At 60.5% G+C, this 16,532-nt stretch carries 16 protein-coding genes; 2 read left to right on the top strand and 14 right to left on the bottom strand.

The features are described from left to right. Positions 1-113: 113 nt before the first annotated feature. Positions 114-2,198, bottom strand: a complete 2,085-nt coding sequence (locus GV818_RS07245; RefSeq protein ID WP_178124784.1) for a carboxy terminal-processing peptidase — start codon at positions 2,196-2,198, stop codon at positions 114-116. Between the two features lie 138 nt (positions 2,199-2,336). On the opposite strand from GV818_RS07245, the gene GV818_RS07240 reads away from it, so the two are divergent. After that, a complete protein-coding gene (locus GV818_RS07240) occupies positions 2,337-3,299 on the top strand; it encodes a zinc-binding dehydrogenase (protein WP_161755907.1) in 963 nt (320 codons plus the stop codon). Positions 3,300-3,408: 109 nt separating this feature from the next. On the opposite strand, the gene GV818_RS07235 is transcribed toward GV818_RS07240, so the two are convergent. From GV818_RS07235 to GV818_RS07210, 6 genes are all read right to left on the bottom strand, one after another. Further along, positions 3,409-4,062, bottom strand: a complete 654-nt coding sequence (locus GV818_RS07235) for an HAD family hydrolase (RefSeq protein WP_161776205.1) — start codon at positions 4,060-4,062, stop codon at positions 3,409-3,411. Between the two features lie 40 nt (positions 4,063-4,102). Then, a complete protein-coding gene (locus GV818_RS07230) occupies positions 4,103-5,092 on the bottom strand; it encodes an ABC transporter ATP-binding protein (protein ID WP_161755905.1) in 990 nt (329 codons plus the stop codon). Further along, positions 5,089-5,889 (bottom strand): ABC transporter permease, encoded by an 801-nt coding sequence (locus GV818_RS07225; RefSeq protein WP_161755904.1) that lies wholly within the window; start codon positions 5,887-5,889, stop codon positions 5,089-5,091. Before GV818_RS07225 ends, GV818_RS07230 begins: the two co-directional genes overlap by 4 nt. Then, the gene (locus GV818_RS07220) at positions 5,876-6,721 is read right to left on the bottom strand and encodes an ABC transporter permease (protein WP_161776204.1); all 846 of its coding nucleotides are present in this window, start codon (positions 6,719-6,721) and stop codon (positions 5,876-5,878) included. Before GV818_RS07220 ends, GV818_RS07225 begins: the two co-directional genes overlap by 14 nt. Then, on the bottom strand, positions 6,718-7,524 hold the full coding sequence (locus GV818_RS07215; protein WP_161776203.1) for an alkaline phosphatase family protein: 807 nt from the start codon (positions 7,522-7,524) through the stop codon (positions 6,718-6,720). Before GV818_RS07215 ends, GV818_RS07220 begins: the two co-directional genes overlap by 4 nt. Before the next feature lie 124 nt (positions 7,525-7,648). Next, on the bottom strand, positions 7,649-8,716 hold the full coding sequence (locus GV818_RS07210) for an ABC transporter substrate-binding protein (RefSeq protein ID WP_161776201.1): 1,068 nt from the start codon (positions 8,714-8,716) through the stop codon (positions 7,649-7,651). 362 nt (positions 8,717-9,078) lie between these two features. Here GV818_RS07210 and GV818_RS07205 point away from each other — a divergent pair, with 362 nt between their 5' ends. Further along, positions 9,079-9,807: a UTRA domain-containing protein gene (locus tag GV818_RS07205; RefSeq protein ID WP_161755900.1), complete on the top strand. Its 729-nt coding sequence runs from the start codon at positions 9,079-9,081 to the stop codon at positions 9,805-9,807. 26 nt (positions 9,808-9,833) lie between these two features. Here the strand turns inward: GV818_RS07205 and GV818_RS07200 are convergent, their stop codons facing one another. The 7 genes from GV818_RS07200 to minC form a co-directional block, all read right to left on the bottom strand. After that, entirely contained in the window at positions 9,834-11,990 is a 2,157-nt protein-coding gene (locus GV818_RS07200) for a mechanosensitive ion channel family protein (protein WP_161776199.1), read from the bottom strand. A gap of 79 nt (positions 11,991-12,069) precedes the next feature. Then, positions 12,070-12,276: a hypothetical protein gene (locus tag GV818_RS07195; RefSeq protein ID WP_161755898.1), complete on the bottom strand. Its 207-nt coding sequence runs from the start codon at positions 12,274-12,276 to the stop codon at positions 12,070-12,072. 84 nt (positions 12,277-12,360) lie between these two features. Then, a complete protein-coding gene (locus tag GV818_RS07190) occupies positions 12,361-13,650 on the bottom strand; it encodes a M18 family aminopeptidase (protein ID WP_161776198.1) in 1,290 nt (429 codons plus the stop codon). Positions 13,651-13,756: 106 nt separating this feature from the next. Further along, positions 13,757-14,392 (bottom strand): RluA family pseudouridine synthase, encoded by a 636-nt coding sequence (locus tag GV818_RS07185; protein WP_161755896.1) that lies wholly within the window; start codon positions 14,390-14,392, stop codon positions 13,757-13,759. A gap of 91 nt (positions 14,393-14,483) precedes the next feature. Next, positions 14,484-14,738 carry a cell division topological specificity factor MinE gene (minE, locus tag GV818_RS07180; RefSeq protein ID WP_019693048.1) on the bottom strand — a complete coding sequence of 85 codons (255 nt, stop codon included), beginning with the start codon at positions 14,736-14,738 and terminating at the stop codon, positions 14,484-14,486. After that, positions 14,738-15,550 (bottom strand): septum site-determining protein MinD, encoded by an 813-nt coding sequence (gene minD, locus GV818_RS07175; RefSeq protein ID WP_161776197.1) that lies wholly within the window; start codon positions 15,548-15,550, stop codon positions 14,738-14,740. Before minD ends, minE begins: the two co-directional genes overlap by 1 nt. Positions 15,551-15,750: 200 nt before the next feature. Beyond that, positions 15,751-16,488: a septum site-determining protein MinC gene (gene minC, locus GV818_RS07170; protein WP_161755895.1), complete on the bottom strand. Its 738-nt coding sequence runs from the start codon at positions 16,486-16,488 to the stop codon at positions 15,751-15,753. Positions 16,489-16,532: the final 44 nt, after the last annotated feature.

Raw genomic sequence — 16,532 nt, 5'->3', positions numbered from 1 at the left:
AGGACCTGCCGCCGCTCCTGATTCGGGAGCGGCGGCAGGTCCTTTATTTCACGACAGAATGATGACTGTTTAATGACGATCCGAGGAGCGATCGAATTAAATTGCCATCATCTTCAGTGCTTGGCCACCGAGGTGTTGAGCTTCAGATAGTCCAACAGAATGCGCCCGGTTTCACTCAGGTAGGCGTCGTCTTCCGGCTTGGTCTTGTCCGGCTCGGCAGCGGCCAGCGCGTCCTCGTCTTCTTTCTTCAGCTCTTTGAGCGGCTCTTCGCCCTTGGCCTTGCGGCGAGCGTTTTCCAGGGCCAGCTGCTTGGCTTCAATATCGGCATGCTGGGCACGGCGATCGGCTTCGTTGAGGCTGACGGTTTTTTCCGCCATCAGCTTCTGCGCCAGAGCCAGCTTGTCACGGATGAACACGAACTCCGGATCTTTCGCCGACCGGGCTTCATGCTCGGCCTTGAGCTGGGACAGGAACGGCTTGAACGGATCTATCGTCGGCTTGATGGCCGGGCGAATGGTGTCCCATGGCATTGCTTCAGGCAGGGCGCTTTCGCCAATTTCCTTGGTGTCGATGATCGACGGGTAACCGATATCCGGCAACACGCCCTGATGCTGGGTGCTCTGGCCGGAAACCCGGTAGAACTTGGCCAGGGTCAGTTTCAGCTCACCGTGGTTCAGAGGCTGAATGGTCTGCACCGTGCCTTTACCGAAGGTCTGGCCACCGATGATCAGCGCGCGGTGGTAGTCCTGCATGGCGCCGGCGAAAATCTCCGAAGCCGAAGCCGAGAGGCGGTTGACCAGCAGCGCCATCGGGCCTTTGTAGAAGGCGCCGGGGTTTTCGTCTTCCAGCACATCCACACGGCCATCGGCGTTGCGTACCAGGACGGTCGGGCCTTTGTCGATGAACAGGCTGGTCAGTTCAGTGGCTTCCTGAAGGGAGCCGCCGCCGTTGTTGCGCAGGTCGATGACCACGCCATCGACCTTGTCTTTCTGCAACTCGGTCAGCAGCTTCTTCACATCACGAGTGGTGCTCTTGTAGTCCGGATCGCCAGCACGGAAGGCCTTGAAGTCCAGGTAGAAGGCCGGGATCTCGATCACCCCGAGCTTGTAGTCCTTGCCGTCCTGCTTGAGGTTGAGGATCGACTTCTTCACCGCCTGATCTTCAAGCTTCACCGCTTCGCGAGTGATAGGTACGATCTTGCTGGTCTGGTCGTTTGGTGCATTGCTGGCCGGAATCACTTCCAGGCGCACCAGGGTGCCTTTCGGGCCACGAATCAACTTGACCACTTCGTCCAGGCGCCAGCCCACGACGTCGACCATTTCCTTGTCGCCCTGGGCGACACCGATGATCTTGTCCGCGGGAGCCACTTGCTTGGTCTTGTCCGCCGGACCTGCCGGCACCAGGCGCACGACCTTGACCTGGTCGTTATCGCTCTGCAACACGGCGCCGATACCTTCCAGCGACAGGCTCATGTTGATATCGAAGTTTTCCGCATTATCCGGCGACAGATAGTTGGTATGCGGATCGTAAGACATGGCGAAGGTATTGATGTAGGCCTGGAAGATGTCCTCGGCCCGGGTCTGGTCCAGGCGCGCCAACTGATTCTTGTAGCGCTTGGTCAGCGTTTCTTGAATCTGCTTGGGGTCTTTACCGGCAATCTTCATCCGCAGCACTTCGTCCTTGACGCGTTTGCGCCACAGGTCGTCGAGTTCGGCGGTGGTCTTGAGCCAAGGGGCGTCCTTGCGATCGATCAGCAAGGTTTCCTTGGCGGTGAAGTCGAACTTGTCGGCGCCTTTGTTGAGTTCAGCCAAGGCGAAGTCCAGACGGGATTTGACCCGGTCCAGGTAACGCTTGTAGATGGTGAACCCGGCGTTCAGGTCGCCGCTTTTAAGGAAGTCGTCAAACTGGGTTTTCCATTTGTCGAACTCCGCGATATCGCTGGCCAGGAAGTAGCTGCGTGATGGATCCAGCAGCTTCAGGTAGCTGTCGTAGATGATCACCGAGCGCGCATCATCCAGCGGCGGTTTGCTGTAATGGTGACGCTTGAGCAGTTCAACGACATTGAGGCTGGCAATTACCTCATCGCGATCAGGCTGAAGGTTGTCCCAGCTATTGGCTGCGAACGTATTGGTCGACATCGGCAGGAGGCCGAGACCAATGAAAAGAGCGAGGGCGGTGCTGGGGAACAAATGCTTCATGCTGATTCGACGCGGGGGCAATTGATAACGCATATTAGGCCGTCTTTGAAGTCGCCGGTTCCATGAGGGCCGGTCGCATAATGCAAAAAGCCCGGTGCTACCGCTCCGGGCTCAGTCCAGACTCACTATGGAGGCACTGTGAAAGCATTGCAAGGCGTTGAAGGTCATGTGGAGTGGGTTGAAGAGCCAAGCCCTGCTTGTGATGTCGGCCAAGTTCGCATTCGCGTGGCGGCGGCGGGCCTGAATCGGGCCGATCTGCTGCAGCGTGCAGGGCTCTACCCTCCGCCTCCCGGGGCCAGCCGAGTGCTGGGATTGGAGTGTTCCGGGGTGATCAGCGAGGTCGGCCCGGGCTCGTCCTGGCAGATCGGTGATCGGGTGTGCGCGCTGCTGGCAGGCGGTGGCATGGCCGAAGAGGTGGTGGTGGATGCACGCCATGTGCTGCCGGTGCCAGAGGGCGTGTCCCTGGCGGAAGCCGCGGCCCTGCCCGAGGTATACAGCACGGCCTGGCTGAACCTGTTCCAGCTGGCAGCGCTCAAGCCGGGAGAGAAGGTACTGTTGCACGCGGGGGCCAGCGGCGTCGGTTCGGCGGCTATCCAGCTGTGCAAGGCATTTGGCAACCCGTGCTGGGTCAGCGTCGGTTCGGCCGATCGTCTGGTCTATTGTGAAAGCCTCGGCGCTCAAGGCGGTGTGGTGCGTACCGAGGGTCTTGAGGCGCTGCGCGACTTTGGGCCTTTTGATGTGATTCTCGACCCGGTAGGGGCCAACTACGCCGTCAACAACCTCAAGTTGCTGGCCCTCGATGGGCGCTGGGTACTGATCGGTCTGATGGGCGGGCGTGAAGCGCAATTGGACTTGGCCTTGGTGTTGGCCAAACGCATCCAATTACTGGGTTCGACCCTGCGCAGCCGCGACGAACAGTTCAAGGCCGATCTATTGAGCGACCTTGGACAGAACGTTTGGCCGCTGTTTAGCGAAGGGCGGCTGAGTCCGCAACTGGCCAAGACCTTCCCGATCCAGGACGCTGAAGCGGCCTTTGCCGAGCTGGCGACCAATCAGGTTTCGGGCAAGCTGGTGCTGGTGATCGACCCCAGCCTCAGCTGATCCTCATGGCCGGCTTGCTCACGAAGCTGTTGTTGGGTCGAAAGACCTCTTTGCCGGCCCAGCTCCTACACTAAGCTGCTTTGGCAATAAGCAACGGGACGGTGTTGCATTATTTCCAGTGGTGGATCGGCCAACCGGCCTTCTCTGCGTGTTCACGCAGCACCGGGTCCGGATTCACCACCTGCGGGTAATCCACCCGCAGCAGCAATGGCAGGTCGTTACGGGAGTCAGAGTAGAAGGTCGCCCCTTCCAGGTTCTCTTCTTCAGCGTCCAGCCACTCCAGCAAACGGGTGATCTTGCCTTCACGGTAGGTCAGGGTGCCGACGGTATGGCCGCTGTACACGCCGTGCAGTACTTCCAGCTCGATCCCCAGCACCTCATCGATGCCCAGGCGCGCGGCAATCGGTTTCACCAGGTGAGTACCAGAGGCCGAGATTACCAGGATCCGGTCGCCGGCCTTGCGGTGGGCGGCAATGGCCTTGCAGGCGTCGCTGAAGATGAGCGGTTCGATCACGTCTTCAACCCAGGGCTCCACCAAGTGCGCCACTTCTTCCGGGGTACGCCCGGCCATGGGTTCCAGGCTGAAGGCCATGAACTCTTCCATGGCCAGCTTGCCGTGACTGTAGGCGTCCATCAGTTCGTAGTTGCGACGCATGAATGACTCTCTGTCGACCCAGCCCATGCGGGCCATCTGCTCGCTCCAGAGCGTCGCGCAGTCGCCGTGAATCAGGGTTTCGTCCAGATCAAAAATTGCCAGGGCCATCAGTGCAGCTCTCTCTTCAAGTTCAATCGCATGAAAGGCATCAGGCTACCTCACACAGGGCCGTCGGATCGATGGAAAGCGCCAGGCGTTGTCCGTCGGCATGCAGGTCATCGGCCGAGCGGTTGAGGACATCGACCACCAGTTCCACGCCGCGTGCCTCGATCCGATAGCGGATTACATTGCCCAGCAGGCTGTGGCTGCGGATCAGTGCGTCGAGTTGGCCTTCCTTGCGCAGTTCGATAGCTTCCGGGCGAATGGCGATACGGCTGTTGACCGGGCGCTGCAGCAGTTTGCTGGCGCTTTCGGCGTCCAGCAGGTTGTAGTTGCCGATAAAACCTGCGGCGAAGGCATCCACCGGTGCGGTGTAGAGGGTTTCGGCATCACCGCTCTGGACGATCTTGCCCTGGTTCATCAGGAAGATCCGGTCGGACATGGTCAAGGCTTCCTCCTGATCATGGGTGACGAAGATGGTCGTCAGGCCCAGCTCCCGCTGGATATTGCGGATCTGTTCACGCAGGTGCTTGCGAATCCGTGCATCCAGGGCCGACAGCGGTTCGTCCAGCAGCAACAGGCGCGGTCGGGTTACCAGGGAGCGGGCCAGTGCCACCCGTTGGCATTGGCCACCAGAGAGTTGGTGCGGATAACGGCTGGCGAAGTCGTTGAGCTCCACCAGTTGCAGGACTTCAAGTCCCCGCTTGTGGCTGTCATCGGGGTTGACCTTCTGCATGCGCAGGCCGAAGGCAACGTTCTGCTCCACGGTCATGTTGGGGAACAGCGCGTAGCTCTGGAACACCATGCCGATCCCGCGTTTCTGCGGGCTCAGGGGCACGATGTCCTGGCCGTCGAGGAGAATCTTGCCATTATCCACCGGGGTCAGCCCGGCGATGCAGCGCAGCAGGGTGGACTTGCCGCAACCGGAAGGGCCGAGCAGGGTGACGAACTCGCCTTTGTGGATTTCGCAGTTGATGTCGCTGAACACCGGGGTGCCCGCATAGTGCTTTTGCAGGTGTTGGACGCTGACGAAGCTCATTGGCTTTTGTCCTTGTTCAAGATGTTGGCGGCCCAGGTCAGAACCAGCACAAAGAAGAAGTAGGAAATCACCAGGGCGCTGGTGAAGTGGCCGCTGCTGTTGCGCATGTTGTTCAGGTACACCTGCAGGGTTTCATAGCGGGTACCCACCAGGATGTTGGCGAACACGAACTCGCCGAACAGGAAGGAGAAGGACAGCAACAAGGCCACCATCAAGCCTTTGCGCAGGTTCGGCAGCACCACCAGGAACGCCGCTTGCCAGGTACTGGCACCGAGCAGTTGGGCGGCGTCCATCAGGTCTCGCAGATTGATCGCCTGGAGGTTGTTGGTGATGGCCCGATACATGAACGGCAGCGCTACGGTGAAGTAGCAACCGATCAGGATCCACGGTGTGCCGACCATGGCGAAGGGACCTGAACCATAGAGCTGCAGCAGGCCCACCGAGGACACCACCGGCGGCACCGCGAAAGGCAGCAGGATCAGGATGTTCATCAGCGCGTCGAGCTTGGGGAAGTGGTAGTGCACCACAAACAGCAGCGGCAGGATCAACACCACGGAAAGGATCAGCGCTCCGACGCAGACCAGCAGCGACTGGCCGAAGGCATTGAGAAAGCGCGGGTCGCTCCACAGTTGCAGGTACCACTTGAAGGTGAACCCGCTGGGCAGGATGGTCGCCGACCAGCTGCTGGCAATGGAGTAGACGAATGTCCCCAGCAGCGGCAGCAACAGAATAGCGAACAGCAGGTAGACCACGAATCGGTGGTACAGGGCGGCGGAGCCGGGTTCAGCGCGAGACATGGTAGCTCCTCTTCAGCAGCAACTGATGGACGATGGTCACTAGGGTCATCAGCGCCACCAGCACCACCGCCAGAGCGCTGGCCATGTTCGGATCCAGGGAGATGTCCCCGGAAACCATGGCGGCGATGCGGATCGGCAGCACGTTGAAGTTGCCGGTGGTCAGGGCATATACCGTGGCGTAGGCACCCAGGGCGTTGGCCAGCAAGATCACGAAGGTGCCCAGCAGCGCCGGGGTCAGCACCGGCAGGCCGATGTGCCGCCAGAACTGCCAGCCGCTGGCCCCCAGCAGTGCGGCGGATTCGCGCCAGTCTTCGCGCAGTGCATCGAAGGCCGGGTAAAGCAGCAGCACCCCCAGGGGGATCTGGAAGTAGGTGTAGAGAATGATCAGCCCGGTCTTGGAGTACAGGTTGAAGTCCTGAATGATCCCCGACTGCTTGAGCATGATGGTGATGGTGCCGTTGAAGCCCAGCAGGATGATGAAGGCAAAGGCCAGGGGCACCCCGGCGAAGTTGCTGGTCATGTTGGCGAAGGCATTGACGAAGTTGCGCAGGCGCGAATCCACCCGGCGCAGGGAATAGCTGCCCAGCACCGCGATGATGATGCCGAACACGCTGGACCAGAAACTGATCTCCAGGCTGTACTGGATGGCCTGCAGGTAGAACTTCGAACTGAAGATCTTGCTGAAGTTGGCCAGGCCCCAGCCGAACTCCTCCGATTGCAGGCTGTTGATCAGTACCCACACCAGCGGGGCGATCTGGAACACGATGAAGAACAGGGCAAAGGGCACCAGGCACAAGGCCGCCAGCCATTTGCCGCGGGTGACTGAATTCACTTCAACAGCTCCCGGCAGAAAGGTTTGTCATGGGCCACGCCCAGCAGTTGGCAGACGGTGCCGCACAGTTCGGTCTGTTTCGGCGCGGCAGCGGGATCGAGGCTGAAGGCGTTGCCGAACACGAACAGCGGGACTTCCCGCTCCTCGGCCAGCAGGCCGTTGTGTGAACGGTCGTTGTTCATGCCGTGGTCGGCCGTCACCAGCACCTGGTAGCCGGCATCCAGCCAGCCTTGCAGGTAGTCGGCGAGGATGATGTCCGCCGAGCGCGCGCTGTTGCGATATTGCGAACTGTCCAGGCCATGCTTGTGTCCGGCGTCGTCGATGTTCATCGGGTGCACCAGCAGCAGGTTGGGCTGATGGCGCAGGCGCAGGTCTTCGGCGTCGGCGAACAGGTGGGAGTCGGGGTAGTGATCGCTCCAGTAGAAATGGCCGTACTGGATCGGCAATTCAGGGTTGGCAGTGTGCCGGTCTTGCGGGGCATTGAAGGGCGAACGGTTGTACAGCTCGCTGACCCAGTGGTAGGCCGCGGCGGCAGTGGTCAGGCCGGCATCGCGGGCGTAGTGGAAGAGGCTGCGCTGGTTGGACAGGCGCGAGACCTGGTTGTGCACGATGCCGCTGTCGATCGGACGCACGCCCGTGAGGATGCATTCGTACAGCGGGCGCGAGAGCGCGGGTAGTTCGCATTGCAGCTTGTATAACGCAGCACGGCCGGCGCCGACGTAGGCCTGCAAGTGCCCCATGGCGTGTCGGGCGACTTCGTGGTTGAGGCCATCGAGCACCACAAGGATGACGTTGTGCTTCATGAGGTGGAGGGCTCCGGGATCGGGTGTGTAGGCGCCAGCTTGCCGGCGAGTGGCTTGTGTGCGCTTGTCTGTGCAGCGCCTTTGAGCCATTCGCCGGCAAGCCGGCTCCTACAGGGATGCAGCATTACTGCATATTGATGATGACTTCTTCCTGCCACTTCTGCGGCAAGGCCTTGGAGGTTTTTTCCCAGGCGTCGGCATCCTTGATCGGTGTCACATGCTTGTACTGCTCGTTGGGCAGCAGGTTGGCCTGTACTTCGGTCGGCAGGGTCAGGTGTTCGGCGCGGATTGGCCGAGCGTTGCCGCGGGCGAGGTTGATCTGGCCGGCATCGCTGAAGATGTATTCACGGGTCAGCTTGGCAGCGTTCGGGTGCTTGGCGTACTTGTTGATGATGGTGGTGTAGCCGGAGATCACCGAGCCGTCGGACGGAATCAGCACTGTGTAGTCGTCTTTGTTGACCATCTTGTTGCGGTAGCTCAGGCCGTTGAAGTCCCAGACTACGCCGACCTCTACTTCACCCTTTTCCATGGTGGCGATGGTCGGGTTGGCGAGGGACAGGCGACCTTGCTTGGCGATCTCGGCGAACATCAGCAGTGCCGGCTGGATGTTCTTTTCGTCACCGCCCTTGGCGATGGCAGCAGCCAGTACGCCGTTGGCGGCCTGGGCGGCGGTGCTCACGTCACCGATAGACACCTTGTACTTGCCTTTTTCCAGGTCGGCCCAGCTCTTCGGCGCTTCGGAACCGTGCAGCAGCTTCTTGTTGATGATGAAGGCAATGGTGCCGGTGTAGGCCAGTGCCCAGTTGCCATCCTTGTCCTTGGCCCAGTCCGGGACCTGCGCCCAGGTGCTTGGCTTATAGGGCTGGGCGACGCCCTGCTTGACTGCGATGGGGCCGAAGGCTGCGCCGACATCGCCGATATCGGCGCTGGCATTGTCTTTTTCCGCGGCGAACTTGGCGATTTCCTGGGCCGAGCTCATGTCGGTGTCGATGTGCTTGAGGCCGTAGGTCTTGGCCAGGTCTTCCCAGGTACCTTTCCAGTTGGCCCAGTCGTCGGGCATGCCGACGCTGTTGACGGCGCCTTCCGCTTTGGCAGCGGCTTCCAGGGTTTTCAAATCGTTATCAGCGGCCATGGCGGCGGTGCACATGGCAATGGTCGAGCCTAACAGTGATGCCAGGAAAAGCTGTTTCATCCGAAGCTCCTTTGGGCGTGTTCAACGCTGCGTTTTATCGACAGTCTTGCGGTGGGTTGGTCTAGGTCAGCAATACCTGAGCCAATTTAGGCGGGTTGGATGACACTTTGATGTCGGCGCCAACGATCGGCGCATGGATTCGGGCGCAGGTCCGGGGCTGCGAAATAAGCGTAGACCATGGCCAAACACCCGCAGTGCAAGGATCTGGCGGGTAATTTGCAGGTTCGTGGCCGGCCCGTTCAGCGCCTTTGTCATCTCTCAGTCATATGCATTGCCTAGGCTTTCGACACGGATGCAAAGCGCTGCCCCGGCCACTGCGCTGCCCTGAAACAGTGCTGGTCTAGTCCAGATAGGTAACGTTGATGCGTATTGATGCAACCAAAGCGGTGACAGCCATCGGCCAGGTCCTGCAAGAGCAGATCGCCCACGGCCTGTTGGCGCCCGGCAGCAAGCTGCCGGCCGAGCGCAAGCTCAGCGAACTGTTCGACACCACCCGCATCACCGTACGCGAGGCCTTGTTGCAGCTGGAGGCCCAAGGGCAGATCTACCGTGAGGAGCGCCGTGGCTGGTTTGTCTCGCCGCCGCGCCTGGCCTACAACCTGATGCAGCGTAGCCACTTCCACGCCATGGTCAGCGCCCAGGGCCGGGTGCCGTCCACAGAGGTGATTTCCGCGCGCCTGCAACCGGCATCAGCGGCGGTCTGCGCCTGGCTGCAATTGCCAGCGCTGTCCAGCGTGATCCAGATCTGCCGCGCGCGGCGTATCGATGAGCGGCTGGTGCTGTACGTCGAGCACTACCTGAACCCCAAGTATTTTCCGAAGATTCTCGATCTGGACCTGAACCAGTCGATCACCGAGCTCTATGCCCGGCATTACGATCTGCATTACGGACGGGTGCGCTTCGAAATCGTGCCCACCTCATTGCAGCCGGAAGCGGCGGCGGCCTTGAAGGTGTCGGTGGGCAGTCCCGGACTGCGGATTGCCCGGGTCAACTATGACCAGCACGAACGGCTGATCGACTGTGACCTGGAGTTCTGGCGCCATGACGCGATTCACGTAAGCGTCGATGTGCAGCAAGACAGTCGTGTGTAGAAGCCGGCTAGCCGGCCCTTACTGGATCATTCCTTTTCCGCGCCGCCACCGGCAGTGATCACCTGGATGCTCATGCGTGGAGTCGCGAGGTCGAGCCCGGCCTCGTCGAGATGGCGCTTGAGGGACAGGTTGAAAGCTCGGGACACTTCCCATTGCTTGATGGGTGCCGTCTTGAAGCGAGCGCGGAGGATGGCGCTGCCGGACTCGAAACTCTCGACCCCCTGGATCTCCAGTGGCGACCAGATGTTGCGCCGTTGCAGAGGATCTGTGCGCATCTTCTGGCCGACATCGCGCATCAGCCTGATCGCATCGTCGATCTCCATGTTGTAGGGGATCGCCACGCGGAAGATCGCGTAGCCGAACTCCCGAGAGTAGTTCTTGATGCTCTTGATCTCGCTGAACGGGATGGTGTGGACGATGCCGTCGATGTCCCGCAGGCGTACGGTGCGGATGGTCAAGCCTTCGACGGTGCCGAGGTGGCCGCCGACATCCACGTAGTCATCGATGGCCAGGGAGTCCTCGATGATGATGAACAGGCCAGTGATCAGGTCCGCTACCAGTGATTGGGCACCGAAGCCGATGGCCAGGCCGATGACACCGGCACCGGCCAGCAACGGTGTGACGTTCATGCCCATGTTGGCCAGGGCAACGATGGTGGCGATGATGAAAATCGCCACGAACAGCACGTTGCGGATCAGCGGCATCATGGTCTGTGCGCGGGCGTTGGCCAGGCCCTTGCGTGAGCGGGTCAGGGCGTGATGCACCGCGGTGTCGCTGAGAATCCAGATCAGCCAGGCGAAGATCAGGGTGCCGGCGAGGCTGAACAGCTTGACGCTGATTTCATGGCCGTCGCCTTCGGTAAAGCGGATCAGCGACATGCCCCAGACTCTCAGGCCAAGCTCGATGAACGCCAACCAGACCGCCAAATGGGCGAGGGTGTAGAAGAAGCTTTTCAGTCGTTCTGAATACAGGGCATGGCGTTTGTGCCCACGTAGGGGCTTGAGGGCGTGGCGGCGTACCAGGCCGTTGATCACCATGCACAGCACCAGCAATACCGTACACAACAGTGACTGGCGCAGGGCAGTGCTGGTGTCGCCGGCGGAGACAAAGGTGGCGAACAGCGAGATGCCCACTAGCACCAGAGCTGGCAGGTACCAGAAGGTCCCGATGATTTCGATGGTGTCGCTCAAGGCCCGGCGAGTCAGGCGCCGTGACAGTGGCTGGTTGCGGATCAGGTGGGCGATCGGCCGACGGAAACGCAAGATGAACACGCCAGTGGACAGCGCCGCCATGACATTGGCGAAGGTTGCGGCGGTGTGGGCCAGGTGCGGGCCGAGGCTGGCCACCAGTCGTGGGTCGCCTAGCGCTTCGCCAAAGGCCGCGAAGCTGCCGATCCACCATAAGGGACGGAAGGCCTGGCGGCGCAGAATGTAAAGCGCCCGGTGCCGGTTGGGGCCATCGAGCACGGAGAACGCGACCACGCAGATCGCCGAGAAACAGGTGCCGACCACCAGGGCGTAGGCCAGCACCATGGCCAGTTGCTTGCCCAGGGAGGACGGCAGGGAATAGGTCAGGTAGACGGTGATCAGCAGGGCAATCAACCAGGGGCCGAGCTTGCGCAGGGCAAACCGCAGCAGGTCCCAGGTCTTGGGGTGCTGGGGCAGGTCTTCGGTCAGGCCAAAGCGCAGGCGTACTCGGTGGCTGAGCCAGATCAGCGCTGCCGCCAGCAGGCTCCAGACCATGAGGATCAAGGCAAAGGCAAAGATTATCGGTAGCCACTCGCTGGCCGGCAGCATCAGCGCCGCGAGTTCGCCCTTGGCCTGATCGAATTCGTTGGACCAGCGCGTGACAGGGCTGTCGGCCCCGGAGAACTGTTTCTCGAGATTCGACAGGGTGCCGCCAATCAGGCCGAGTACGCCTTCTTCGGCATCTGGCTGGGCTTTTTTCGTGGCGTCGCGCAGCTTTTTCAGGTCGGCCAGCAACTTGGCCCGTTGCTGGTCGTTTTCCAGGGACTTGATCACTTCGTCCAGTGATTGCCCCAGAGGCTCTTCAGCCTGAGGCTGGGCTTTGCTCTGATTGCCCAACAACCCCGGCAACCCGACGGCCTGGGCACTGTTCATGGGCAACAGGGTCAGCAGGCAGACAAGCACATAGCAGGGCAGGGCGAAAAGACGAGCGAACACTGGGCGGTCAACCTCGGAGAAAGATGGATCGGCCGAGTGTACGAGGCCGCCAAATTCAATGCGAGGGTGAGCGCTGCATTTATTCCGCGAGTTTGGCGAGGATCTTGTAAACCACGGTGCCCAGAATCAGCAGCATGCCGACCCACATACTGAACACACCGAGGTTCTTGTCCCGGAAATTGAAGCCGATGGCCAGGAGGAGCATGCCCGTAAGGATCGGGATGAGCATGGAATGAAACGAAGACATCGAGATCATGACGACGGCCTTGTCAGAAGGAGTACTCATAAGTCTAGGTCGCTTTGCCACGACCCGGGTTGATGTGCATCAGAAACTGGCAGGCGCACCCGCCAGGGTCTGTGTCGCTGCAGCTCAGGGCAATTCGTGGCTGGCGTAGAACGCGCTCAGCACTTTCACCAGGTGGGCCAGGTCATGGCTGCCACAGAGTTCGCGGATCGAGTGCATGGCAAAGGTCGGCAGGCCGATGTCCACGGTACGCACTCCCAGGTGGCTGGCGGTGATCGGGCCAATGGTCGAGCCGCAACCCATGTCGCTGCGTACCACGAAACTCTGCACCGGGACTTCTTCGGCCATGCACAGGTGACGGAAGAAACCGGCCGTTTCGCTGTTGGTGGCGTACCGCTGGTTGCTGTTGACCTTGATCACCGGGCCGGCGTTGAGTTTCGGGCCGTGGTTGGCATCGTGCTTGTCGGCGTAGTTGGGGTGTACGCCGTGGGCGTTGTCGGCGGAAATCAGCAGCGACTTCTGAATGGTCCGGACAAATTCGTCGCCTTCAGGCAACAGGCGGCGCAAGGTCTGTTCGAGCATTGGGCCGTCGGCGCCGCAGGCCGAGCAGGAGCCTACTTCTTCATGGTCGTTGCACACCAGTACGCAGGTTTCTTCGCTATCGGCTGTCAACAGGGCCTGCAGCCCGGCGTAGCAGGACAGCAGGTTGTCCAGGCGCGCGCCGGCAATGAAGTCCCCGTGCAGACCAACCACCGCTGCGCTCTGGGTGTCGTAGAAACTCAGCTCGTAGTCCAGTACCACATCGGCGTTCAGGCCATGTTCGCGGGCCAGCTGGTCGGTCAGTACGGCACGAAAGTCCACCCGCTCATCACCGGCGAACTGGGCAAGGATCGGCGGCAGTTCGTTCTGCGGGTTGATCGCCCAGCCCTGGTTGGCTTCACGGTTGAGGTGAATGGCCAGATTGGGAATGATCGCGATGGGAGCCTTGAAGTCGATCAGCTGGCTTTCCACCTTGCCGTCGCGGCGGAAGGTCACGCGGCCGGCCAGGGACAGGTCGCGGTCAAACCAGGGGGCCAGCAGCGCGCCGCCATAGACTTCGACACCCAATTGCCAGAAGCCCTGGCGCTGCAGTTCCGGCTGAGGTTTGACCCGCAGGCAAGGGCTGTCGGTATGAGCGCCTACCAGGCGGATGCCACCTTGCAACGGAGAGTGCCGACCCATTTTGAAGGCGACGATCGAGGAGTCGTTACGGGTGACGTAATAGCGGCCGTTGGCTTCGATGGCCCAGGGCTCGCGCTCGTCGAGTCGCTGGTAACCTGCCGCCTCCAGGCGTTGAACAAGGCTGGTAGTGGCATGGAAAGGGGTAGGGGAGGCCTTGAGGAAGTCGATCAGGCCTTGGTTCAACTCTTCGCGCATAAGTAGCTCCAGACAGCAGTGGCGCGAGTTTAACGTATTGGCTGGAAAAGTGGCTGTGCAGGAGTGCCCTGCAGGAGCCGATAGCCGGCTCCTGCAACGAGCTTTGTCAGAACGGGGCCGGGCACTCGAAGCGCAGGCGCTCACTTGTCTGCGGATGGGTGAAGCTGAGCATGCTGGCGTGCAGGCATAGCCGTGGCCAGGCAGCCAGGGCTTGCGGGTGGGCGTAGAGACCGTCGCCCAGCAGCGGGTGGCCGATGGAGAGCATGTGTACCCGTAGCTGATGGGAGCGGCCAGTGATCGGCGTCAGTTCGACTCGGCACCAATCGTCATAGCGTTCCAATACCCGCCAGAAGGTCAGCGCATGCTTGCCGAACTCGTGGTCCACCACGTGCCGCGGCTTGGTCGGCGGGTCGTAACGCAGCGGCAGATCGATGCTGCCACTGTCCAGTTCCGGCTGGCCCCAGCACAACGCGGTGTAGGCCTTTTCGGTTTCACGGTCATGAAATTGTCGGGACAACTCACGATGGCTATCCGCATCACGGGCCAGGAGAATGATTCCGGAGGTCTCCCAGTCCAAACGGTGGACAATGCGGGCCTCGGGGTAACCGTTTTCCTGCAGGCGAGTGATCAGGCAGTCCTTGTTGTCGTCGGCACGACCGGGGACGGAAAGCAGCAGGGTGGGTTTGTTCACCACCAGGACGGCGGTGTCCTGATGCAGGATGTGAATATTCGACAACGGCATTAAAACAGCCTCGTAACAAACGCCAACGGCGGCTCGCCGACCCCATGCCGTGCATGAGGTCAGCGAGCCGCCGTGGCTCCCGTCGGATCAATCAGCGATCAGGCAGGGTGATATTGAGTTCCAGGATCGAGCAGCTGCCTTGGTTTTCCAAGGCGACGTGCACGTCGTCGGACCCGATATTGACGTACTTGCGGATCACTTCCACCAGTTCCTTCTGCAAGGCTGGCAAGTAATCAGGGGTGCTGCGCTGGCCGCGTTCATGCGCCACGATGATCTGTAGACGCTCTTTCGCTACCGACGCGGTGCTGACCTTTTTGTTAGCACGAAAGAAGTCAAAAAGATTCATTATCTACCTCCAAACAGACGCTCGAAGAATCCCTTCTTCTCGACATCAAGGAACCGGTGTTCCACGGTTTTGCCCAGCAGGCGGTCGACCGCATCGCTGTAGGCCTGGCCTGCATCGCTCTGGTCGTCGAGAATCACCGGTACACCCTGGTTGGAGGCCTTGAGCACCGCCTGGGATTCCGGGATGACGCCCAGCAGGGTCACTGCGAGAATTTCTTTGACGTCTTCAACACCAAGCATTTCACCGTTGCTAACGCGCTCCGGGTTGTAACGAGTCAGCAGCAGGTGTTCCTTGATCGCGTCTTCGCCTTTTTCGGCGCGCCGGGATTTGCTGGCCAAAAGACCCAGCATACGGTCGGAGTCGCGGACCGAGGAAACTTCAGGGTTGGTCACGACGATCGCTTCGTCAGCGAAGTACATGGCCAGGTGTGCGCCTTTCTCGATACTGGCAGGGGAGTCGCAGACCACGAACTCGAAGGTTTCCTTGAGTTCCATCAGGACTTTTTCCACGCCTTCCAGAGTCAGCGCGTCTTTGTCGCGGGTCTGGCTGGCGGCGAGTACGTAGAGGTTTTCCAGGCGCTTGTCTTTGATCAGGGCTTGTTGCAGGTTGGCTTCGCCGTTCACCACATTGACGAAGTCATACACCACGCGACGCTCGCAGCCCATGATCAGGTCGAGGTTACGCAGGCCGACGTCGAAGTCGACGATCACTGTTTTGTGGCCGCGCAGAGCGAGGCCGGTACCGATAGCGGCGCTGGTGGTGGTTTTACCCACACCACCCTTGCCGGATGTAACCACGAGAATCTTGGCCAAGGTGTTTCACCCCTAAGGAAAAAGGACTTTTAGCCCCTGAAAAACATCTCTTGAAAACTACTGCAGTCGGACAGCCTTGGCTGGAGTTCGGTCAGCGGCAGGGTTTATCGTCGATAAACACTGCAGATTGCCAATTTCCTACTTCGTTTGAGCCGTATTCGCTACGTTTTAGAGATGCTTGGAAAATGCGGCAGTATCCGTTAAAGACGTGTGATGTTCAACACGTCACCCGACAGGCTGACCTGGACTCCCGAGCCCCACAATGGGTCGCGTCGCAAGTCTTCGGAAACCTTGTACTGACCGGCAATGGACACAAGTTCAGCGCTCAATTGCTGACAGAAAATCCGTGCCTTGGTGTCGCCTTTGACACCGGCCAGGGCTCGACCACGCATTGGGCCGTATACATGGATATTGCCATCGGCGAGAAGTTCCGCGCCTGGGCTGACCGAGGACACTACTACCAGATCGCCACCCTGGGCATAGATCTGTTGTCCGCCGCGTACTGGCGAAGTAATGATACGGGTTGGCTTGACGGTCGGCTCCGGCGGCTTTTCCGGGACCTTCTTGACCTCGCTTTCCGGTGGCTCGAGCGGCCGTTCCCGGGCGCCGGAAGGCGGTAGCACCGGCAGGTCGACGGCAATTGCCGCAGCGATGTCTTCGATGCGGCTGGCGCGGATTGCCAAGGTGCGCAGGCCGTGTTGGCGGCAAACACGCATCAGTCCGGGCAAATCCACCGAGCCTTCAGAGGCGGGCAACTTGTCCAGCGCCAGGACCAACGGTGCGTTGCTGAAGAAGTTCGGCGCTTGGGCGACCTTCGCGGCCAATTGGCGATCGAGGCCTTCGAGGTCGTTGCGGGCCAGTTCCAGCACCGTGATGGCGAGCATGCTGCCCTTTAACTGGAACACAGGATCTTGGTCTAGCGATTCGGTTTGGCTCATGGTCTGCAGAAGGCGGCTTGTCACTAAAAGTGCCGAGACTTATA

Origin of the sequence: Pseudomonas sp. Fl4BN1 (assembly GCF_009908285.1) — a bacterium.
In the GTDB taxonomy this organism is placed as follows: domain Bacteria; phylum Pseudomonadota; class Gammaproteobacteria; order Pseudomonadales; family Pseudomonadaceae; genus Aquipseudomonas.
This window is presented reverse-complemented; position numbering and strand designations above follow the sequence as displayed.